Below are 21,779 nucleotides of genomic sequence, written 5' to 3' on the forward strand. Positions count from 1 at the left end.
ACCTTTAGACCGGCGCTGGAGCCCGACGCTTGTCCGGCTGCTGCCAGCCATCGGCAGCGGCTTCTTCGATGGCCTGCTGGATCGCTTTCTTGCGCATCTCTTCGGCACGTCGGCTGAAGAACCACACCAGGAAGGTCACCAGCGACACCGCCAGCAGAATCAGGCTGGCCACGGCGTTGATCTCGGGTTTAACCCCAAGGCGCACGGCCGAGAACACTTCCATCGGCAACGTCGTCGAACCCGGTCCCGAGACGAAGCTGGCCAGTACCAGGTCATCCAGGGACAGTGCGAACGACATCATGCCGCCCGCCGCCAACGATGGCGCGATCATCGGGATGGTGATCAGGAAGAACACCTTCCACGGCCGCGCCCCCAGGTCCATCGCCGCTTCTTCGATCGACAGGTCCAGCTCACGCAGGCGCGCCGATACCACCACTGCCACATAAGCGGCACAGAACGTGGTGTGGGCGATCCAGATGGTGACGATGCCACGCTCCTGGGGCCAGCCGATCATCTGCGCCATGGCCACGAACAGCAGCAGCAGCGACAGACCGGTGATCACTTCCGGCATCACCAACGGCGCGGTCACCAGGCCGCCGAACAGCGTGCGGCCCTTGAACTGGCTGATGCGCGTCAGCACAAACGCCGCCAACGTACCCAGGGCCACGGCGGCCACCGCCGTGTAGCAGGCGATTTCCAGGGAACGTGCCACCGAGCCCATCAACTGGGTATTGTCCAACAGGCCCACGTACCACTTGATCGACCAACCGCCCCACACCGTCACCAGCTTGGATTCGTTGAACGAGTAGATCACCAGGATCAGCATCGGCAGGTAGATGAACAACAACCCCGCCACCAGCATGAAGCTTGAGAAACTGACGCGCTTCATATCTTGCCCTCCATCTCTTTGGCTTGGCTGCGGTTAAACAGAATAATGGGCACGATCAGGATCGCCAGCATCACCACCGCCAGGGCAGACGCCACCGGCCAGTCACGGTTGTTGAAGAACTCTTGCCACAACACTTTACCGATCATCAGGGTTTCCGGGCCGCCGAGCAGTTCCGGGATCACGAACTCGCCCACCACCGGGATAAACACCAGCATGCAGCCGGCGATGATGCCGTTCTTGGACAGCGGCACGGTGATTTTCCAGAAGCTGTTGAAGGTGCTCGAACCCAGGTCCGATGCGGCTTCCAGCAGGCTTTGGTCATGCTTCACCAGGTTGGCGTACAGCGGCAGGATCATGAACGGCAGGTACGAATAGACCACGCCGATATACACCGCGATGTTGGTGTTGAGGATCTGCAGCGGTTCGTTGATCAGCCCCATGGACATCAGGAAGCCATTGAGCAGGCCGTTGTTGCTGAGGATACCCATCCACGCATACACGCGGATCAGGATCGCGGTCCAGGTCGGCATCATGATCAGCAGCACCAGCACGGTCTGCATCTCTTTGCGCGCGGTGGCAATGGCATAGGCCATCGGGTAGCCGATCAGCAGGCACAGCAGCGTGCTGAAGAACGCCATCTTCAGCGAGCCCAGGTACGCCGCGATGTACAGCTCATCACCTGCCAGCAGACTGTAGTTGGCCAGGTTCAGCACTACCTGCAGCTTCTGCTCGACGTAGGTGTAGATCTCGGTGTACGGCGGGATCGCCACGTCGGCTTCGGCGAAGCTGATTTTCAAGACGATGAAAAACGGCAGGGCGAAAAACAGGAACAGCCACAGGAACGGAATCCCGATGACCACCTGCTTGCCGCTGGGGACGATGCGGTGCAAGCGCCGCTTGAGCTTCTTCATGTTCATGTGCGCAGTACCACGCCGCTATCGTCTTCCCACCACACGTACACCTGGTCACCCCAGGTTGGGCGCTGGCCACGGCGTTCGGCGTTGGCGACGAAGGACTGCACCAGCTTGCCGCTTGGCAGCTCGACGTAGAACACCGAGTGGCCGCCCAGGTAGGCGATGTCGTGCACCTTGCCGCTGGACCAGTTGTGCTCGCAGGTCGGCATTTCGGTGGTGACCAGCAGTTTTTCCGGGCGGATGGCGTAGGTCACCGACTTGTCTTCCACCGAGGTGGCGATGCCGTAGCCCACGTAGATGTCGCGGTCCAGGTCCGGGCACTTGAGCACCGCGTGACCTTCGGCGTCATCCACCACCTGGGTGTCGAAGATGTTGACGTTACCGATGAATTCGCACACCAGGCGGCTGGTCGGCGTCTCGTAGATGTCGATCGGGCTGCCGATCTGGGCGATCCAGCCCAGGTGCATGATCGCGATGCGCTCGGCCATGGTCATGGCCTCTTCCTGGTCGTGCGTCACCATCACACAAGTCACGCCGACGCGCTCGATGATCTCCACCAGTTCCAGTTGCATCTGCGAACGCAGCTTCTTGTCGAGGGCGCCCATGGGCTCATCGAGCAGCAGCAGTTTCGGGCGCTTGGCCAGTGAGCGGGCCAACGCCACCCGCTGACGCTGGCCACCGGACAACTGGTGCGGCTTGCGTTTGGCGTACTGGCTCATCTGGACCAGCTTGAGCATTTCAGCCACGCGGGCATCGACTTCGGCCTTGGGGATCTTGTCCTGTTGCAGGCCGAACGCGATGTTCTGCGCCACGGTCATGTGGGGGAACAAGGCATAGGACTGGAACATCATGTTGATCGGCCGCTCGTAGGGCGGCATATCGGTGATGTCCACGCCGTCGAGGTAAATCCGACCTTCTGTCGGGCGCTCGAAGCCTGCGAGCATGCGCAGCAGGGTGGACTTGCCCGAACCCGAACCGCCGAGCAAGGCGAAGATCTCGCCTTTCTTGATTTCCAGGGACACATCGTCCACGGCAATCGTCTCGTCGAACTTCTTCGTGACCCGGTCGATTTTGACCAGCACCTTTTTCGGTGTCTGGTCGCCCTCGAGGGCTTTCTTATAGGCGCCGGAGGCAACTGCCATTTACGAAACTCCCAAAAAAAAGAGTGCAGTTCGCCCGAGGCGGGCGAACCTTGGATAGTTTGAGCCTTACTTGCCCGTCTTGACCTTGGTCCAGCTACGGGTCATTAAACGTTGCACTTTCGGGGGTAGCTCGAAGTTGACGAATGTCCGGTCGAGAACCGCCTGCGGTGGGTAAACCGCTTCGTCGGTGCGTATCGATTGCTCCATCAGTTTGTCCGCCCCTGGGTTAGGGTTGGCGTAACCGACGGTGTCACTGACCTGGGCGATCACCTCAGATTGCAGTAAATAGTTGATGAAGGCGTGGGCTTCCTTGATGTTGGTGGCGTCCTTGGGGATCGCCAGCACGTCAAACCACAGGTTGCCGCCTTCCTTCGGAATTGCGTAGGCGATGTTCACGCCTTTGCCCGCTTCGCTTGCGCGAGCCTTGGCCTGGAACACATCGCCGGAGAACCCGGCGGCCACGCAGATGTTGCCGTTGGCCAGGTCCGAGATGTATTTGGAAGAATGGAAGTAGGTCACGTAGGGCCGCACTTTGAGCAGCTTTTCTTCGGCCTTCTTATAGTCTTCAGGGTTGGTGCTGTTAGGGTCCAGGCCCATGTAGTTGAGCACCGCCGGCAGCATTTCATCCGCCGAGTCCATGAACGACACACCGCAGGTGGCCAGTTTCTTCATGTTTTCCGGTTCGAACAGCACGGCCCAGGAGTCGATCTTGTCGACACCCAGCACTTCCTTCACTTTGTCGACGTTGTAACCGATGCCGTTGGTACCCCACAGGTACGGCATGGCGTACTGGTTGCCCGGGTCGTTCTTCTCCAGGCGCTTGAGCAGCACAGGGTCCAGGTTGGCGTAATGAGTCAGCAGCGACTTATCGAGTTTCTGGAACGCCCCGGCCTTGATCTGCTTGCCAAGGAAGTGGTTGGACGGCACTACCACGTCATAGCCGGTACGCCCGGCCAGTAACTTGCCTTCCAGGGTTTCGTTGGAATCAAACACGTCATACACGGGTTTGATGCCGGTGGCCTTTTCGAAGTTGGCCAGGGTGTCGGGACCGATGTAATCCGACCAGTTATAAATATGCACGGTCGGTGCGGCCTGCACGCTGACAGCCAGCGCGAGACCTGCACCTACCAGCAAGGCTTGGCGAAACAAAGAAATTGGCAAGTGGAGGTCCTCTTAAATAGTTGGGCCCAAAGTTGTTGCCCGGCAACAAAACCGGCGCGCAACTTACCCTCGATAAACCGATCCGGCAAAACTTTCTGTCATTTATTTGTTTCATTAACCACCACGGGGCGCGCGGTGGTTAATGAAGGCCGGTTTATTTACCGGATTTGATCTTGGTCCAGCTGCGTGTCATTTCACGCTGGGTGGCAGCCGGCAAGTCCGCAATGGCGTAGAGCTTGGCTTGCACATCCGCTGGCGGGTAGATGCCCGGGTCATTGGTGATGTCTTTGTCGACCAGTGCGGTGGCCTTCTCGTTACCGTTCGGGAAACGCACGCTGTTGGTGATCGAAGCCATGACTTCCGGCTTGAGCAGGTAGTTCATGAACTTGTAAGCGGCATCGACATTTTCGGCATCTTTAGGGATGGCGACCATGTCGAAGAAGCTACCGGCACCTTCTTTCGGAATGTCGTAGGCCACCTTGACCTTGCCACCGGCTTCAGCCGCGCGGGACTTGGCCTGCTGGATATCACCCGAGTAACCCACGGCTACGCAGATGTTGCCGTTGGCCAGGTCGGAGATGTACTTGGACGAGTGGAAGTAGCCAATCGAAGGACGGATTTTCAGGAACAGGTCTTCGGCTTGCTTGAGGTCGGCCTTCTTCTGGCTGTCGGTTGGCAGGCCCAGGTAATGCAGCGCGATCGGCAGCATTTCGGTCGGCGAGTCGAGGAAGCTCACGCCGCAGCTTTTGAGCTTGGCGATGTTTTCAGGCTTGAGCAGCACGTCCCACGAATCGATCTTGTCCACGCCCAGCGCGGCCTTGACCTTGTCCGGGTTGTAGCCGATGCCGATCGAACCCCACATGTACGGGAAAGCGTGCTTGTTGTCCGGGTCGCTGACCGACACGGCTTTAAGCAGGGAGGTGTTCAGGTTGCCGTAGTTGGGCAGCTTGGACTTGTCCAGCTCCTGATAGACACCGGCCTTGATCTGCTTGGCGAGGAAGTTGTTCGACGGTACGACGATGTCGTAGCCGGACTTGCCTGCCAGCAACTTGGCTTCGAGTGTCTCGTTGCTGTCAAAAACGTCGTACACCACTTTAATGCCCGACTCTTTTTCAAAGTTGGCGATGGTGTCCGGTGCAATGTAGTCGGACCAGTTGTAGACGTGCAGCACTTTATCGTCGGCCTGGACCGCGCCCGCCATTGCGCCCATCAGGGACAAGGCGAGGAGGGTCTTGCCAGCGTTCTTCAAACCTAATGCCTTCATTTGGTGATGCTCCAATTTTTCTTTTTTGGGCCACGTTCTTGTATGTTCAGCGACCCTTCCAGAGGGCAACAAAACAGGGCGACAGTCTGGCAAGTTCAGGGGCCGGCTTTCAACCAAAGCCCCTGCATTTATAACTGCCCGGTGCGCTGCGCACTGAGCCTAGCACTTAGCCCTGCAATGCCGCCAAAGTCAGGTCCAGGCACTGACGAGCCTTGGTCACCAGCTCGTCGATTTCAGCCTTGCTGATCACCAGAGGCGGCGAAATGATCATGGTGTCGCCCACGGCGCGCATGATCAGGCCATTCTCGAAGCAGAAGGTTCGGCAGATCATGCCTACGCCCCGGCCCTCGTAACGCTTGCGCGTCGCCTTGTCCTGAACCAGCTCAATTGCACCGAGCATGCCGACACCGCGCACTTCACCCACCAACGGGTGATCCGCCAGCTCCCGCAGACGTTTCTGCAAATACGGTGCCGTTTCGTCGTGGACGCGGTTAACGATTTTTTCATCGCGCATGATGCGGATGTTTTCCAGGGCCACGGCCGCAGCCACCGGGTGACCGGAGTAGGTGAAACCGTGGTTGAAATCACCGCCTTCGTTGAGCACGGCCACCACGTCGTCGCGCACGATCAGGCCACCCATGGGGATGTAGCCCGAGGTCAGGCCCTTGGCGATGGTCATCATATGGGGCTTGAGGTCGTAGAAATCGCTACCGAACCACTCACCGGTACGGCCGAAACCGCAGATCACTTCGTCGGCCACAAACAGGATGTCGTACTTGGCGAGGATTTCCTTGATGCGCGGCCAGTAGCTGTCCGGCGGCACGATCACGCCACCGGCGCCCTGGATCGGCTCGGCAATAAAGGCACCGACGTTGTCCACGCCCAGCTCGAGGATCTTCTCTTCCAATTGGTTGGCGGCCCAGACCCCGAACTCTTCGGGGCTCATGTCGCCGCCTTCGCCGAACCAGTACGGCTGGGCGATATGGACGATGCCCGGGATCGGCAAGTCGCCCTGCTCATGCATATAGGTCATGCCGCCCAGGCTGGCGCCAGCCACGGTGGAGCCGTGGTAGCCATTCTTGCGGCTGATGATGGTTTTCTTGTTCGGCTGGCCCTTGATCGCCCAATAGTGGCGGACCATGCGCAACATGGTGTCGTTGCCTTCGGAGCCGGAACCGGTGAAGAACACATGGTTCATGCCGGCAGGCGCGATGTCGGAAATCGCCTTGGCCAACTCCAGTACAGGTGGGTGAGCGGTCTGGAAGAACAGGTTGTAGTACGGCAGTTCTTTCATTTGCCTGGCGGCGGCGTCGGCCAGTTCATCGCGACCGTAACCGATCGCCACGCACCACAGGCCGGCCATGCCGTCGAGGATCTTGTTGCCTTCGCTGTCCCACAGGTAAACGCCGTGGGCTTTGGTGATGATCCGTGGGCCTTTCTCTTTCAATTGCTTGAAGTCGCTGAACGGCGCCAGGTGGTGATCATTGCTCAAGGCTTGCCATTCGCGGGTTTGCGGGTTGTTGCTGGACATACCAATCTCCTAGACTTTTCAGTGAGGGGCGCGCGGGTTGCCCCGTGCGCCCGGTGCATCAGACGGCGAAGAGCAGGAATTCCCGCTCCCACGAACTGATCACGCGCTTGAAGTTTTCATGCTCGGCCCGCTTGACCGCGACGTAGCCTGTGATGAATTTCTGACCCAGGTATTTCTCGATGGTCTTGCTGTTTTCCATACGCTCCAGGGCGTCTTCGATGGTCAACGGCAGGCGCAGGTTGCGGCGCTCATAACCACGACCCACTACCGGGGCGCTGGGGTTATGGCCTTCGACCATGCCGATGTAGCCACACAGCAGGCTGGCGGCAATCGCCAGGTACGGGTTGGCGTCGGCGCCCGGCAGGCGGTTTTCCACGCGGCGGTTCTGCGGGCCGGCATCCGGTACGCGCAGGCCGACGGTGCGGTTTTCTTCGCCCCACTCCACGTTCACCGGCGCCGAGGTGTCGGGCAGGAAGCGGCGGAACGAGTTCACGTTGGGGGCAAACAGCGGCAGCAATTCAGGGATGAACTTCTGCAGGCCGCCAATGTGGTTGAGGAACAGCTGACTCATGGTCCCGTCTTCATTGGAGAAGACGTTCTTGCCGGTGGCGATGTCGATGATGCTCTGGTGCAGGTGCATGGCGCTGCCGGGCTCGCCGGTCATCGGCTTGGCCATGAAGGTGGCCGCCACGTCGTGCTTGAGCGCGGCTTCACGCATGGTGCGCTTGAACACCAGGATCTGGTCGGCCAGGGACAGGGCATCGCCGTGACGGAAGTTGATTTCCATCTGGGCCGTGCCGTCTTCATGGATCAGTGTGTCGAGGTCCAGCTCCTGCAACTCGCACCAGTCGTAGACGTCTTCGAACAGCGGGTCGAATTCGTTGGCGGCTTCTATAGAGAAGGATTGGCGGCCGGTCTCCGGGCGCCCGGACCGACCGATCGGCGGTTGCAGCGGGAAGTCCGGGTCTTCGCAGCGTTTGGTCAGGTAGAACTCCATCTCCGGCGCCACGATGGGCTGCCAGCCTTTGTCGGCGTAGAGCTTGAGGACTTTCTTGAGCACGTTGCGCGGCGACAGCTCGATCGGGTTGCCTTGCTTGTCGTAGGTGTCGTGGATCACCTGGGCGGTCGGCTCGATGGCCCAGGGCACCAGGAACACCGCGTTCTGGTCGGGGCGGCAGATCATGTCGATGTCTGCCGGGTCGAGCAATTCGTAATAGATGTCGTCTTCGACATAGTCGCCGGTCACGGTCTGCAACAGAACGCTCTCGGGCAGGCGCATGCCTTTTTCGGCGATGAACTTGTTGGTCGGCGAGATCTTGCCCCGGGTGATACCGGTCAGGTCGCCAATCATGCATTCGACTTCTGTGATCTTGTGGTCTTTCAACCAATCGGTGAGCTGGTCGAGGTTGTTACTCATAAATGCCTCTGGGCTGGGTTTCCTGGCATCCATTAAAGGCCAGGCGTTGGTTGACGCAGCATCCGCGTCGTTTTTTCGTTCAGGGTAGGAGCTTACCTGCCATTTGCTGCAGCGTTGCATTCCTCAAGCCAAAGTCGTGCAGAATCATGAGCGGCCGCGCGGATGGCAGCCGGTCAGTGGCAGTCGAGGAGGCAAAGAAGAGAGCGGATAGGCCGTCAAGAATATTGGCCGGTGCGTGGGCATTCACGCGGGACGAACGGACTGCGGACAAAGCCTGGCTGAAGCAGGCTGAGACGCCGAGTGGCGGCAGGCGAGACATGAAGCACCCCGGTATTATTGCTGTTATGGGTTTGAATCGAGCTTAGCCTTGTTCATTTTTTTACACAACACCCCCGTAAAAAATACAACACGGCCCGCTCAAGCCTGCGAGTCCCAAGCCGGTCAAACCGAAAAAACCGCCCCAAAAAGCCCCAAAAGTGCGGTCACGGCGCTTTTTTAGGGCAAAAAAGGCCTCGCTTGACTTCGGCATGCCGTTCGGGTTGACTGAAACCAGAAAAGATCAATGATTGATATTTTTAACAACAAAGGTGTTGCATCATGTCGGTACCCCCGCGTGCCGTTCAGCTTAACGAAGCGAACGCGTTCCTTAAGGATCATCCTGAGGTTCTGTACGTAGACCTTCTAATTGCGGATATGAATGGTGTGGTGCGCGGTAAGCGCATCGAACGCACCAGCCTCCACAAGGTTTACGAGAAGGGCATTAACCTGCCTGCCTCTTTATTTGCCCTGGATATCAATGGCTCGACGGTGGAAAGCACCGGCCTGGGCCTGGACATCGGTGATGCTGACCGAATCTGTTATCCGATCCCTGACACCCTGTGCAATGAACCCTGGCAAAAGCGCCCTACCGCGCAACTGCTGATGACCATGCACGAACTTGAAGGTGAACCTTTCTTCGCCGATCCGCGCGAAGTGCTCCGCCAAGTTGTAAGCAAGTTTGACGACCTCGGTCTGACCATCTGCGCCGCCTTCGAGCTTGAGTTCTACCTGATCGACCAGGAGAACGTGAACGGCCGCCCACAACCGCCCCGCTCGCCGATCTCCGGCAAACGCCCGCACTCGACACAGGTCTACCTGATCGACGACCTCGACGAATACGTCGATTGCCTCCAGGACATCCTGGAAGGTGCCAAAGAGCAAGGCATCCCGGCCGACGCCATCGTCAAGGAAAGTGCCCCGGCGCAGTTCGAAGTGAACCTGCACCACGTGGCCGACCCGATCAAGGCCTGCGACTACGCGGTATTGCTCAAGCGCCTGATCAAGAACATCGCCTACGACCATGAGATGGATACCACCTTCATGGCCAAGCCTTACCCAGGCCAGGCAGGCAATGGTTTGCACGTACACATCTCGATCCTGGACAAGGACGGCAAGAACATCTTTGCCAGCGAGGATCCCGAGCAGAACGCCGCATTGCGTCACGCGATCGGCGGTGTGCTCGAGACCCTACCCGCCCAAATGGCGTTCCTGTGCCCTAACGTCAACTCCTACCGTCGTTTCGGCGCACAGTTCTACGTGCCGAACTCGCCGTGCTGGGGCCTGGACAACCGCACCGTGGCGATTCGCGTACCGACCGGCTCGTCCGACGCCGTACGGATCGAACACCGGGTGGCCGGTGCCGACGCCAACCCTTACCTGCTGATGGCTTCGGTCCTGGCAGGCGTGCACCACGGTCTGACCAACAAGATCGAACCGGGCGCCCCCGTGGAAGGCAACAGCTACGAGCAGAACGAACAGAGCCTGCCGAACAACCTGCGCGATGCCCTGCGCGAGTTGGACGACAGCGAGGTGATGGCCAAGTACATCGATCCTAAATACATCGATATCTTCGTCGCCTGTAAGGAAAGTGAGCTGGAAGAGTTCGAACACTCCATCTCCGACCTTGAGTACAACTGGTACCTGCATACCGTCTAAACGACGGCTGCATTGACTGTGGTGAGCGGGCTTGCCCCGCGCTGGGCTGCGTAGCAGCCCCCAACACAGACGCCGAGTTCTTTCTGAAGGAACTCGGCGTTTTTTATGGGGGCCGCTTCGCAGCCCAGCGCGGGGCAAGCCCGCTCACCACAACAAGCGGTATGGATCATCCCCAGGCTCTGCGTACAATGCCCGCTGCCTTGTAGGAGACTTCCATGCCCACCCGCCCCGCCACCCTTCGCAAACCCCGTGCCCGCAGCCAGGCGCGGATCGACGCGATTCTCGACGCCGCCCGCACCTTGCTGGCCGCCGAAGGCGTGGCGAGTTTGTCGATCTACAGCGTGGCCGAGCGCGCGCAGATCCCGCCGTCGTCGGTGTATCACTTTTTCGCCAGTGTGCCGGCGCTGCTGGAGGCACTGACCGCCGATATACATGCAGCCTTCCGCTGCGCCATCCAGGCGCCCATCGAGCATGATTCACTCAAGCATTGGCGCGACCTGTCCTACATCGTCGAACAGCGCATGCTGACCATCTACAGCAACGACGCCGCCGCGCGCCAGTTGATCCTGGCCCAGCACGGGCTGACCGAAGTGACCCAGGCGGACCGCCAGCATGATCTGGAGCTGGGGGATTTGATGCTGGAAGTGTTCGACCGCCACTTTGAAGTGCCGAGCTTGCCAACCGATGTGGATGTGTTTGCGCTGGCGTTGGAATTGAGTGATCGCGTGTATGCGCGTTCGGTGCATCAGCATGGGCTGATTACGCCGCGTATGGCGGAGGAAGGGATGCGGGTGTTTGATGCGTATGTGGGGCTGTATTTGCCGGCTTATCTGCCCAAGCGCTGAGTTTTGTACTGGCCGGACTGGCCTCATCGGGGGCAAGCCCCCTCCCACATTTTGAATGTGTTCACAGATCAATATGTGGGAGGGGGCTTGCCCCCGATGACGGCCTCAAGAGCGACGCGAATCACAACTTGGCGATCGACACCTCAGTCGACTTCACAAAGGCAATCACTTCACTGCCAATCACCAGCTCCAGCTCTTTGACCGAGCGGGTGGTGATCACGGAAGTGACGATACCGGACGCGGTCTGCACGTCGATTTCCGACAGCACGTCGCCGACGACGATTTCCTTGATGGTGCCTTTGAACTGGTTACGCACGTTGATGGCTTTAATAGTCATGGTGTACTTCCTTCGTAGGACAAGTGAGTTATTGAGCCCAACGCAATTGCGTAGGCAGCGGTGAAACAGGTTCGGGTTCCGGCGGTGTGCCGGGCAACGACAGCACACGGTTAAGTACTTGCGCTTCCAGTGCGGCCAGGCGATGTGAGCCTCGGGCCCGTGGGCGCGGCAGATCGACGATCAGGTCGAGGCCGATTTCGCCGTCTTCGATCAGGATCACCCGGTCGGCAATGGCCACGGCTTCGCTGACGTCATGGGTTACCAGCAACACGGTGAAGCCGTGTTTTTGCCAGAGGTTTTCGATCAGTTGCTGCATCTCGATACGGGTCAGGGCGTCCAGGGCGCCCAGCGGTTCGTCGAGCAGCAGCAGGCGCGGCTGGTGAATCAAGGCGCGGGCCAGAGCCACACGCTGCTTCTGGCCACCGGACAAGGCCGCCGGCCACTCATTGGCACGCTCGGCCAGGCCGACCGCTTCCAGGGCTTCCAAGGCTTTAGGGCGCCAGTTGCCTTTGAGGCCCAGGCCGACGTTGTCGATGATCTTTTTCCACGGCAGCAGGCGCGCTTCCTGGAACATCAAGCGCGTGTCTTCAATCGCCTCGCTCAGCGGCGCCGAACCGGCCAGCAGCTCGCCGCCGCTGGCTTTATCGAGGCCGGCCAACAGGCGCAGCAAGGTACTTTTACCGCAGCCACTGCGACCGACCACGGCCACGAACTGGCCCGCCGGAATGTGCAGATCGATTTCCTTGAGTACTTCCCGCGCGCCGAAGGCCTTGCGCAATTTGCGCACCGCCAGGGGAATCCCCTTCAGCAGGCGCGGAGGTTGTTGAGCGGTCATGCCGCACCTCCTTTATTCACTTGGTAAGCCGGGTGCCAGCGCAGCCATACACGCTCCAGACCGCGAGCGGCCAGGTCGGCCAGCTTGCCGAGGATGGCGTACATCACGATGGCCAATACCACCACATCGGTTTGCAGGAATTCGCGGGCGTTCATCGCCAGGTAACCAATGCCGGAGCTGGCAGAGATGGTTTCCGCCACGATCAGCGTCAGCCACATAAAGCCCAGGGCAAAGCGCACGCCCACCAGGATCGACGGCAGCGCACCCGGCAGGATCACTTGCCAGAACAGGCTGAAACCGGACAAACCGTAGCTGCGCGACATTTCCACCAGCGCCGGGTCGACGTTGCGGATGCCGTGGTAGGTGTTCAGGTAGATCGGAAACAGCGTGCCGAGGGCCACGAGGAAAATCTTCGCGGTCTCGTCGATGCCGAACCACAGGATCACCAGCGGAATCAGCGCCAGGTGCGGCACGTTGCGGATCATCTGCACCGAGCTGTCCAGCAGGCGTTCGCCCCACGTCGACAGGCCGGTGATAAACCCCAGCGCCAGGCCGATGCTGCCACCGATCACAAAGCCCAGGCCGGCACGCCAGCCACTGATAGCCAGGTGCGTCCAGATTTCGCCGCTGCGCACCAGGTTGACCCCAGCCTCAATCACCGCGCTGGGCGCCGGCAGGATGCGTGTCGACAACCAACCCGCCGACACTGACAACTGCCACACCGCCAGCAATAGAATCGGCAGCACCCAGGGCGCCACGCGATGGCTCAATTTTTCCAGGTTCATGGCGCCGCCTCAGCTCTGTGACGCAGCTTTGGGAAGGATGTCGTTGGCGACCATTTCGCCGAACGGGCTTACGTAACCGGCGCTTTTCGGCAGCTCGGGACGTTCGATATCCAGGTGCGGGAACAGCAGCTCGGCGACCCGATACGATTCTTCCAGGTGTGGATAACCGGAGAAGATAAAGGTGTCGATGCCCAGCGCTGCGTACTCCTTGACCCGCTCGGCAACCGTCGGGCCATCGCCCACCAGCGCGGTGCCCGCACCGCCACGCACCAGGCCGACGCCGGCCCACAGGTTGGGGCTGACTTCCAGGTTGTCGCGGTTGCCGCCATGCAAGGCCGCCATGCGCTGCTGGCCGACAGAATCGAAGCGCGCCAGGGAAGCCTGGGCACGGGCGATGGTGTCGTCGTCCAGATGGGAGATCAGTTTGTCGGCGGCTTTCCAGGCTTCTTCGTTGGTTTCGCGCACGATCACATGCAGACGAATGCCGAAGCGCACGGTGCGCCCTAGCTTCGCCGCCTTGGCCCGCACCTGCTCGATCTTCTCGGCGACGGCGGCCGGTGGCTCGCCCCAGGTCAGCACCATCTCCACTTGTTCGGCGGCGAGGTCCTGGGCCGCTTCGGAAGAGCCGCCGAAGTACAGCGGCGGGCGCGGTTGCTGGATCGGCGGGTAGAGCAACTTGGCGCCTTTGACGCTGATGTGCTCGCCGTCGTAATCCACGGTTTCGCCTTCCAGCACGCGCCGCCAGATGCGGGTGAATTCCACCGAGGCCTGATAGCGCTCTTCATGACTGAGGAACAAGCCATCGCCGGCCAACTCTTCCGGGTCACCACCGGTTACCAGGTTGAACAACGCACGGCCGCCGGACAGGCGATCCAGGGTCGCGGCCTGGCGCGCCGCCACCGTCGGGGAAATGATCCCGGGACGCAGTGCGACCAGGAATTTCAAACGCTGGGTCACCGGGATCAGCGAGGCGGCCACCAACCACGAGTCTTCGCAGGAACGACCGGTGGGGATCAGCACCCCGCCGAATCCCAGGCGGTCAGCGGCCTGGGCCACTTGCTGCAGATAACCGTGATCAACGGCGCGAGCGCCTTCGGCGGTGCCAAGGTAATGGCCGTCGCCGTGGGTAGGCAGGAACCAGAAAATAGTGAGGCTCATGGAGTTGTCTCCTGAAGAAATCGGATTACGGCGCTTTAGCCACGGCAGCCGGTGGCGTCCAGATCACGTCCTTGATGTTCAAGGGCTTGGGGATCAATTTGAGTTGGTAGAAGCTGTCGGCGATTTTCTGCTGGGCCGCCACCACTTCCGGGGTCAGGAACAGCGCGCCGTAGCCCTGGCGTTTTACCGAGGTCAGGGTGATGTCTGCCGGCAGGCCCAGCAGCGGCGCGACCTGTTCGGTCACTTCCTGGGGGTTGGCCTTGGACCACTCGCCCACCGCGCGCACTTCTTCGATCAGCGCCTTGACCACTTCAGGGTGTTTTTCGGCGTACGGCTTGGTGGCCAGGTAGAACTGGTGGTTGTCGGCGATGCCGGTGCCGTCACGCAGGGTGCGCGCTTGCAGTTGCTTCTCGGCGGCGGCCTGGTAAGGGTCCCAGATCACCCACGCATCCACGCTGCCACGCTCGAAGGCGGCACGGGCATCGGCGGGCGGCAGGAACACGGTCTGCACATCGGTGTATTTCAGGCCGGCGTCTTCCAGGGCACGCACCAACAGGTAGTGCACGTTGGAGCCTTTGTTGAGCACGACTTTCTTGCCCTTGAGCTCGGCCACCGATTTGATCGTCGAGTCTTTCGGCACCAGGATCGCTTCACTGGTTGGCGCTGGCGGCTCGTAGGCCACGTAGAGCAGGTCGGCACCGGCGGCCTGGGCGAAGACCGGCGGGGTTTCGCCGGTGACACCGAAGTCGATGGAACCCACGTTCAGGCCTTCGAGCAATTGCGGACCGCCGGGAAACTCGGTCCATTGGACGTTGACGCCTTGGGCCGCCAGGCGTTTTTCCAGGGTGCCCTTGGCCTTGAGCAGCACCAGGGTGCCGTATTTCTGGTAACCGATCCGCAGGGTCTCGGCGGCTTGAGCCTGAACAATGGCGCCGAAGGACACAGCCGCAGCAAACAGTGCGACCAGACCACGACGCAAGATGACAGTGCGCATGGCGCTCTCTCCAAATAGTGCGATGAGGGGGTTGGCTGCACCTGCTTGGCCGTTGGCGGCTGAGTAAGGTGAGTACATCTATATAGCGGTGAGGCTGACTTAAATGCTCCAGCGAGCACTCAACAAACGTTCATTCAACACATGCGGGTCCAACGGTTTCGGACGACGGGCCATGGCGCCGTAAAGCGTCTCCAGGGCCTCGTGCAAACGGTGTTCGAGGACCGGTACCAGTTGTGCCTGGGCACTGCCTTCGCCGTAGGCGATCTGGCTGTCTTCGGCAAAAATGCCGTGGAGCAGCTCCTGGGCTTTGAGGGCCGACAATACCGGCTTCAGGGCGTAATCCACCGCCAGCATGTGGGCGATGCTGCCGCCGGTCGCCATCGGCAACACAACCTTGTGGGCCAGGGCGCGCTCGGGCAGCAGGTCGAGCACGGTTTTCAACGCCCCGGAGAACGACGCCTTGTACACCGGCGTGGCGATCACCAGGCCATCCGCGTTAGCCACCTGTTGCAGCAGGTCGATGACCTTGGGGCTATCGAAGCGTGCATGCAGCAAGTCTTCAGCCGGGAAGTCCCGTATCTGGTAACTCACCACTTCAACGCCTTTGTCTTGCAACCACTGACGGGTTTTTTCCAGCAAGACCCCGGAGCGGGAACGCTGGCTGGGACTGCCTCCAAGTGTTACGACCAACATGCAGGAATTCCTTGAGCAAGTGCCGGCGGTTCGCTGTGTAGCGATGGCGCCAAGATGGAACAGACCTTATCAGCAGATTCATATATCTATAAATCTTATTTTTTCATTTGTTTATTCTTTAAATGCATATGAGATTTGTAGGTCTCCAGGCGAAAAAAAAGGCCGTAGAAACGGCCTGAAAACCCTTGCTGTGATTCAGTTTCAACGATTGGGTTGTGGAGTAAGCCGCAGGTAGGGCTTCACCGCCCGATAACCCTTCGGAAAGCGCTTCTTGATCTCTTCCTCATCCTTGAGCGACGGCACGATCACCACTTCATCACCGTCCTGCCAGTTGGCGGGGGTGGCGACTTTGTAGTTGTCAGTCAGTTGCAGCGAGTCGATGACCCGCAGGATTTCGTGGAAGTTACGGCCGGTGCTGGCCGGGTAGGTGATGGTCAGGCGGATCTTCTTGTGCGGGTCGATCACGAACAAGGAACGCACGGTGAGGGTGTCACTGGCGTTCGGGTGGATCAGGTCGTAGAGGTCCGAAACCTTGCGGTCCGCGTCAGCCAGGATCGGGAAGTTGACGACGGTGGCCTGGGTTTCGTTGATGTCTTCGATCCACTTGTGGTGCGAGTCCACCGGGTCCACCGACAGGGCGATGGCCTTGACGCCGCGCTTGGCGAACTCGTCCTTGAGCTTGGCGGTGAAGCCCAGCTCCGTGGTGCACACCGGGGTAAAGTCCGCCGGGTGGGAAAACAACACACCCCAGCTGTCGCCCAGCCATTCGTGGAAACGAATCTTTCCGGCGCTGGAATCCTGTTCGAAGTCGGGGGCGATATCGCCCAGTCTTAGGCTCATGGTGTGGCTCCTGGTGAGTGCTTATGGAGCCCACTGTGCATGGATTACGGATTATTTAAAAAGAATAAATATCGATTTATCTAGACGATAAAGGAATATTAAAAATCTGTTCATTGGACGCGGGAAAGGGCGAAGCGCAACATCGTTTCCAAGGTTCGAGAAGGCCTTGAGACGCTGTACAAAGAGGGGTTCAGGAAGGGCTTGCGGGGGTTTAGCCCGACTTGAAAAGCAAGACACCTTGCCCGGCGTGCGCCGGGCAAGGTTTTACGGTCTTACAACAGCTTCACGCGACTAGAACAGTGGCAGCGAGTAGCTGACGATCAGGCGGTTTTCGTCCTGGGAACGGGTGTTCGCCAGGTCGGTGCGCCACATAGCGTTTTTCCAGGCAACGCCAAGGTTTTTCAGCGGGCCTTCTGGAATCACGTAAGCAACGGTGATGTCACGTTCCCACTCGGATTGACCGGTGATTTCAGTACGACCAGCGTTGGTGCCAACGGTGTCGATGTCGCTACCCTTGAGGTAAACGACACCAGCAGTCAGGCCAGGTACGCCGACTTTAGCGAAGTCGTAAGCGTAGCGAGCTTGCCAGGTACGCTCGCCGGCGCGGGCAAATTTCTGGATCTGCATGTCAGTCGTCAGGTAAGCCGACGAACCGTCGCCCTGGTTCAACCAAGGGAAGTCGCTGCTGCCGTTGCTGACCTGGTAACCACCACCGAAGGTGTGGCCGGCAACGGTGTACAGGAACAGGCCGCTGTACAGGTTGTTATCAACCTTACCCTTGCCGCCGCTGAAACCGTTGTAGTTACCGCTGCTGTAGTAAGCAGGGGTGTTACCGTTTTTACCATCGTCGGAGCTGTTGAAATAACGCAGGTCAGACTTCAAAACGCCCGGGCCGATTGCCCAGTTGTGAGTCAGGCCCAGGAAGTGCTGCTTGTAGAAGTCTTCCAGGTTGCCGTAGTAGTACTGGGCGGTCAGGTCTTTGGTGAGTTTGTAGTCACCACCCGCATAGTAGAACTTGTTAACGAAAGTGCCTGTGTTGTAGTTGGAGCTACCGTTGGCACCACCAATCGACAGGTTTTCGTTGTTGCTGGAGTTACGACCCTTGGCCTTTTCCACCTGACCAGCAACCAAGGTCAAATCCTTGATGTCGTTGGTAGTGATCTGGCCACCTTGGAAGGTCTGCGGCAACAGACGGCCATCGTTGGTCACGATAACCGGCAACTTAGGCTGCAGGGTGCCCAGCTTCAGTTCGGTTTGGGAGATTTTGACCTTGCCGGTCACGCCCAGGCTGGCGAAATCGTTAACAGCCGTGTTGCCATCGCTCGGGAACACAGTACCGCCAGATGCGGTGCCGTTGTAGTTACCGTGTTCAGCACGGCTCGAATCCAGGCGCACGCCGTACAGGCCGATCGCATCAACACCGAACTGAACGGTACCTTGGGTGTAACCCGAGATGAAACGCAGGTCGAAGCCTTGGCCCCATTCAGCGTTCTTGCTGCGGGTGTTCGAGGACGACGATGGGTGGCCATCACGGTTATCGGTGTTGATGTAAAAGTTACGCGCACTCAGTGTGGCGTGGCTGTCTTCGATGAAACCGGCAGCGCCTGCTTGCTGAGCGATTACGCCCAAAGCTACAGACAGTGCCAAGGTGGACTTCTTCATGTACCGCTCCTCTCGTTTCTAATTTTTGTATTTCTTTGGTCTCGGGTCTGACGCCCTCGATCCACAGATGCGCGATTAGCACCGGATAGTGACTGACAAGTCAATCGTAACCTTGTGTGTCTACTACCTTCGTCTAACCACCGTTGATTTGGTCCCTGCAGGGTAATGAGTTTTTCATACACCCAAAAAGAATTATTTCATTCTTTTTCATACGATTCGGGAATAAGACTTTCCGTGACGCGGACAGGCCAGCATAGACCACCCGCCACTTAAGCTAATTCCTAAAGGGTATTTGTTAGCGCTTTTTTAGATCGATTAGTGTGGTCGCGCAGTTGCATACGTCACCCACGATCAAAAAGGCGACGCCATCATGGCCAAAGGCACATCCTCCCGTCAATTTGTTACAGTTTTTGTGTCACTAATCGTTTCTTTTGCTGTCCAAGCCGCCCATTCGACGATTCAGGTATTAGCGAGCGTCCACACTCTATCCATAGCCGCATACCTGTTATCGGCGTCAGATCAAGAATGCTTAAACTTTAGTCGTGCGTGACGGCAGGCTCTTACACGAGCCTGCCGGGTGACTTGGGGGTAGGGTTCTACAAGGCCTTCTCGAAAATCTTCGAGTTACGCTGGTAGTTGTACAGCGAGGCCCGTGCCGATGGCAGGCGATCCACGCTGCTCGGCACAAAGCCGCGCTCACGGAACCAGTGGGCAGTCCGCGTGGTAAGTACGAACAGCGTCTTCAACCCCTGGGCCCGGGCCCGGGTTTCGATACGCTCCAGCAGCTCATCACCCCGCCCGCCGTGGCGGTACTCCGGGTTCACCGCCAGGCATGCCAGCTCACCCGCGTCCGAATCGGCGATCTGATACAACGCCGCACAGGCGATGATCATGCCTTCGCGCTCCACGACGCTGAACTGTTCGATTTCACGCTCGAGCACTTCCCGCGAACGGCGCACCAGAATGCCCTGTTCTTCCAGGGGGCTGATCAGGTCGAGCAAACCGCCGACGTCTTCAATCGCCGCCTCGCGCACCCGTTCGAATTGCTCCTGAGCCACCAGCGTGCCGCCGCCATCGCGGGTGAACAGTTCGGTGAGCAAGGCACCGTCTTCGGCGTAGCTGACGATGTGGCTGCGCCCTACCCCGCCACGACAGGCCTCGGCAGCCGCATCGAGCAATTCGGACTGGTAGTTGCTGCTGCCCAGGCGTTGCAGGTGTGCCGGTACTTGTTGCGGGCGCAGTTCGCGGACCAGGCGGCCATTTTCATCGATCAGGCCGAGATCAGCGCCGAACAGCAGCAGCTTGTCCGCCCCCAGATCGATGGCGGCGCGGGTGGCGACGTCTTCGCAGGCCAGGTTGAAGATCTCCCCCGTCGGCGAATAGCCCAGGGGCGACAGCAGCACAATGGAGCGCTCATCCAGCAGGCGGTTGATGCCCTTGCGATCGACCCGGCGCACTTCGCCGGTGTGGTGGTAATCCACGCCTTCAAGCACACCGATAGGCCGCGCCGTCACCAGGTTGCCGCTGGCCACCCGCAGGCGCGAGCCCTGCATCGGCGACGAGGCCATGTCCATCGACAGGCGCGCTTCGATGGCGATACGCAGGTGGCCGACCGCGTCGATCACACACTCCAGCGTCGCGGCATCGGTGATGCGCATGCCTTCATGGTAAGTCGGGACCAGGCCGCGCGCTTCAAGGCGCGCTTCGATCTGTGGGCGCGAACCGTGCACCAGCACCAGGCGCACGCCCAGGCTGTGGAGCAGCACCAGGTCGTGGACGATATTGCCGAAGTTCGGATGATCCACACCGTCGCCGGGCAGCATGACCACAAAGGTGCAGTCGCGGTGGGCGTTGATGTAGGGCGAAGCGTGACGAAGCCAATTAACGTAGTCGGGCATGGAACCTGGGCCTGTAATAAAAAGCAGCCGAAAAAGGATGAGTCGTGAAAACGCACAGCGGGCTGATGGTTATCGTCGGAACAGGCTTGGCGACACGCTCGCTCTCCTTATGTACGAATGGACAGGGGTTAATTTACGCAGGTTTCAGGCAGTAATGTTCGATCAGTTCCCGCAATAGACGCACTGTAGGCGTCAAGCGTGACATTTCGAGGTACTCGCCCGGTTGGTGGGCACAGGCAATATCGCCAGGGCCGAGCACCAGGGTTTCACAACCAAGGCGCTGAAGATAAGGCGCTTCGGTGCCGAACGCTACTGCTTCGGCACGATGCCCGGTCAATCGTTCCGCGACCCGCACCAACTCGGCGTCTTCGACCTGCTCGAACGGCGGCACTGCGGGGAATAACGGCGCGTAGTCGATCTTGACCTTATGGCGCTCGGCCAGGGGTTCGAGCTTTTGCCGGATCGCCGCGCGCAGCACTTCGGGATCCATGCCCGGCAAGGGCCGCAAGTCGAATTCCAGGGAGCACTGGCCACAGATGCGGTTGGGGTTGTCGCCACCATGGATACAGCCGAAGTTCATGGTCGGTTGCGGCACGCTGAATTGCGCGTTGCGGTACTCGCGCTGCCAGGCCAGGCGCAGGCCGCGCAACTCGCCGATGGCGTCATGCATGGCTTCCAGGGCGCTGTGGCCCAGGCTTGGGTCCGACGAATGGCCGCTTTGGCCGAGAATGTCGATGCGCTCCATCATCACGCCTTTGTGCAGGCGGATCGGCTTGAGGCCGGTCGGTTCACCGATCACCGCCGCGCGGCCCAGCGGGCGCCCGGCTTCGGCCAATGCCCGGGCACCGGACATGGAGCTTTCTTCATCGCAGGTGGCGAGGATCAGCAACGGCTGCTTGAACGGTTGGTCCAGCAGCGGCAACACCGCTTCAATCGCCAGCGCGAAAAAACCCTTCATGTCGCAACTGCCCAATCCTACCCAACGGCCGTCGACTTCCGTCAGCTTGAGCGGATCGGTCTTCCACAACGCAGCGTCATAAGGAACGGTGTCGCTATGGCCGGCCAATACCAGGCCGCCGGGGCCGGTGCCAAAGCTGGCCAGCAGGTTGAATTTGCCGGGGCTGACCGGCTGGATGTCGATGGAGAACCCCAGGTCGCCCAACCAACCGGCGAGCAAATCGATCACCGGGCGGTTGGTCTGGTCGAGAGACGCCTGGGTGCAACTCACCGAAGGCGCGGCAATCAGCGCGGCGAACTGCTCTTTCATGGACGGTAACGGCATACGCGGTCTCCCTACTTCCCGGATGAGCCCCACTATAGAGGCATCTGCACGAGACAATAAACCGTTGCGGCGCGTTGCCGGGCTCAGTCCTGTACACTGCACGACCTTGGCAGCCACTCTTTTCCCCGGCTGCGCTCCCGATCCTGGATTTTCCGGCC

Annotated in this window: 19 protein-coding genes; 2 read left to right on the plus strand and 17 right to left on the minus strand. The window is 59.7% G+C overall.

The genetic code is table 11. The features are described from left to right. Positions 1–4: 4 nt before the first annotated feature. The 7 genes from BM416_RS24890 to BM416_RS24920 all read right to left on the minus strand — a co-directional run bounded on the left by BM416_RS24890 (position 5) and on the right by BM416_RS24920 (position 8,318). On the minus strand, positions 5–889 hold the full coding sequence (locus BM416_RS24890; protein ID WP_015886412.1) for an ABC transporter permease subunit: 885 nt from the start codon (positions 887–889) through the stop codon (positions 5–7). Beyond that, positions 886–1,806 (minus strand): ABC transporter permease subunit, encoded by a 921-nt coding sequence (locus BM416_RS24895; protein WP_027608406.1) that lies wholly within the window; start codon positions 1,804–1,806, stop codon positions 886–888. The genes BM416_RS24890 and BM416_RS24895 overlap by 4 nt, the downstream gene beginning before the upstream one ends. Further along, on the minus strand, positions 1,803–2,945 hold the full coding sequence (locus BM416_RS24900) for an ABC transporter ATP-binding protein (RefSeq protein ID WP_027608405.1): 1,143 nt from the start codon (positions 2,943–2,945) through the stop codon (positions 1,803–1,805). Before BM416_RS24900 ends, BM416_RS24895 begins: the two co-directional genes overlap by 4 nt. A gap of 66 nt (positions 2,946–3,011) precedes the next feature. Then, positions 3,012–4,106, minus strand: coding sequence for a polyamine ABC transporter substrate-binding protein (locus BM416_RS24905; protein WP_092489811.1), 1,095 nt, complete (start codon positions 4,104–4,106; stop codon positions 3,012–3,014). A 154-nt stretch (positions 4,107–4,260) separates the two neighbouring features. Next, on the minus strand, positions 4,261–5,355 hold the full coding sequence (locus BM416_RS24910; RefSeq protein WP_065948787.1) for a polyamine ABC transporter substrate-binding protein: 1,095 nt from the start codon (positions 5,353–5,355) through the stop codon (positions 4,261–4,263). Positions 5,356–5,536: 181 nt separating this feature from the next. Further along, complete coding sequence (locus BM416_RS24915; protein ID WP_092489812.1) at positions 5,537–6,901, minus strand: aspartate aminotransferase family protein; 1,365 nt, start codon at positions 6,899–6,901, stop codon at positions 5,537–5,539. A gap of 58 nt (positions 6,902–6,959) precedes the next feature. Further along, positions 6,960–8,318, minus strand: coding sequence for a glutamine synthetase family protein (locus BM416_RS24920; RefSeq protein WP_003176780.1), 1,359 nt, complete (start codon positions 8,316–8,318; stop codon positions 6,960–6,962). Positions 8,319–8,915: 597 nt separating this feature from the next. Between BM416_RS24920 and BM416_RS24930 the strand changes: the two genes are divergently transcribed. Beyond that, positions 8,916–10,292: a glutamine synthetase family protein gene (locus tag BM416_RS24930; protein ID WP_003213894.1), complete on the plus strand. Its 1,377-nt coding sequence runs from the start codon at positions 8,916–8,918 to the stop codon at positions 10,290–10,292. Between the two features lie 215 nt (positions 10,293–10,507). Beyond that, positions 10,508–11,137, plus strand: coding sequence for a TetR/AcrR family transcriptional regulator (locus BM416_RS24935; protein WP_092489814.1), 630 nt, complete (start codon positions 10,508–10,510; stop codon positions 11,135–11,137). Positions 11,138–11,258: 121 nt separating this feature from the next. Here the strand turns inward: BM416_RS24935 and BM416_RS24940 are convergent, their stop codons facing one another. The 10 genes from BM416_RS24940 to argE all read right to left on the minus strand — a co-directional run bounded on the left by BM416_RS24940 (position 11,259) and on the right by argE (position 21,621). Next, positions 11,259–11,474 carry a TOBE domain-containing protein gene (locus BM416_RS24940; RefSeq protein ID WP_003176783.1) on the minus strand — a complete coding sequence of 72 codons (216 nt, stop codon included), beginning with the start codon at positions 11,472–11,474 and terminating at the stop codon, positions 11,259–11,261. Positions 11,475–11,502: 28 nt separating this feature from the next. Next, positions 11,503–12,309 carry an aliphatic sulfonates ABC transporter ATP-binding protein gene (ssuB, locus tag BM416_RS24945; RefSeq protein WP_027608400.1) on the minus strand — a complete coding sequence of 269 codons (807 nt, stop codon included), beginning with the start codon at positions 12,307–12,309 and terminating at the stop codon, positions 11,503–11,505. Continuing rightward, on the minus strand, positions 12,306–13,094 hold the full coding sequence (ssuC, locus tag BM416_RS24950) for an aliphatic sulfonate ABC transporter permease SsuC (RefSeq protein ID WP_027608399.1): 789 nt from the start codon (positions 13,092–13,094) through the stop codon (positions 12,306–12,308). Before ssuC ends, ssuB begins: the two co-directional genes overlap by 4 nt. Positions 13,095–13,103: 9 nt before the next feature. Then, positions 13,104–14,252: an FMNH2-dependent alkanesulfonate monooxygenase gene (gene ssuD, locus BM416_RS24955; RefSeq protein ID WP_027608398.1), complete on the minus strand. Its 1,149-nt coding sequence runs from the start codon at positions 14,250–14,252 to the stop codon at positions 13,104–13,106. A gap of 25 nt (positions 14,253–14,277) precedes the next feature. After that, a complete protein-coding gene (locus tag BM416_RS24960) occupies positions 14,278–15,246 on the minus strand; it encodes a sulfonate ABC transporter substrate-binding protein (protein ID WP_092489815.1) in 969 nt (322 codons plus the stop codon). Between the two features lie 99 nt (positions 15,247–15,345). Next, positions 15,346–15,939: an NADPH-dependent FMN reductase gene (ssuE, locus tag BM416_RS24965; RefSeq protein WP_027608396.1), complete on the minus strand. Its 594-nt coding sequence runs from the start codon at positions 15,937–15,939 to the stop codon at positions 15,346–15,348. 201 nt (positions 15,940–16,140) lie between these two features. Continuing rightward, complete coding sequence (locus BM416_RS24970) at positions 16,141–16,779, minus strand: peroxiredoxin (RefSeq protein ID WP_065948768.1); 639 nt, start codon at positions 16,777–16,779, stop codon at positions 16,141–16,143. Between the two features lie 291 nt (positions 16,780–17,070). Next, positions 17,071–18,441 carry an OprD family porin gene (locus tag BM416_RS24975; RefSeq protein ID WP_092489816.1) on the minus strand — a complete coding sequence of 457 codons (1,371 nt, stop codon included), beginning with the start codon at positions 18,439–18,441 and terminating at the stop codon, positions 17,071–17,073. A gap of 596 nt (positions 18,442–19,037) precedes the next feature. Continuing rightward, complete coding sequence (argA, locus tag BM416_RS24980) at positions 19,038–20,339, minus strand: amino-acid N-acetyltransferase (protein ID WP_027608393.1); 1,302 nt, start codon at positions 20,337–20,339, stop codon at positions 19,038–19,040. A gap of 133 nt (positions 20,340–20,472) precedes the next feature. Next, positions 20,473–21,621 (minus strand): acetylornithine deacetylase, encoded by a 1,149-nt coding sequence (gene argE, locus BM416_RS24985; protein WP_092489817.1) that lies wholly within the window; start codon positions 21,619–21,621, stop codon positions 20,473–20,475. Positions 21,622–21,779: the final 158 nt, after the last annotated feature.

Source organism: Pseudomonas sp. NFACC42-2 (genome assembly GCF_900116055.1).
GTDB lineage: Bacteria > Pseudomonadota > Gammaproteobacteria > Pseudomonadales > Pseudomonadaceae > Aquipseudomonas > Aquipseudomonas marginalis.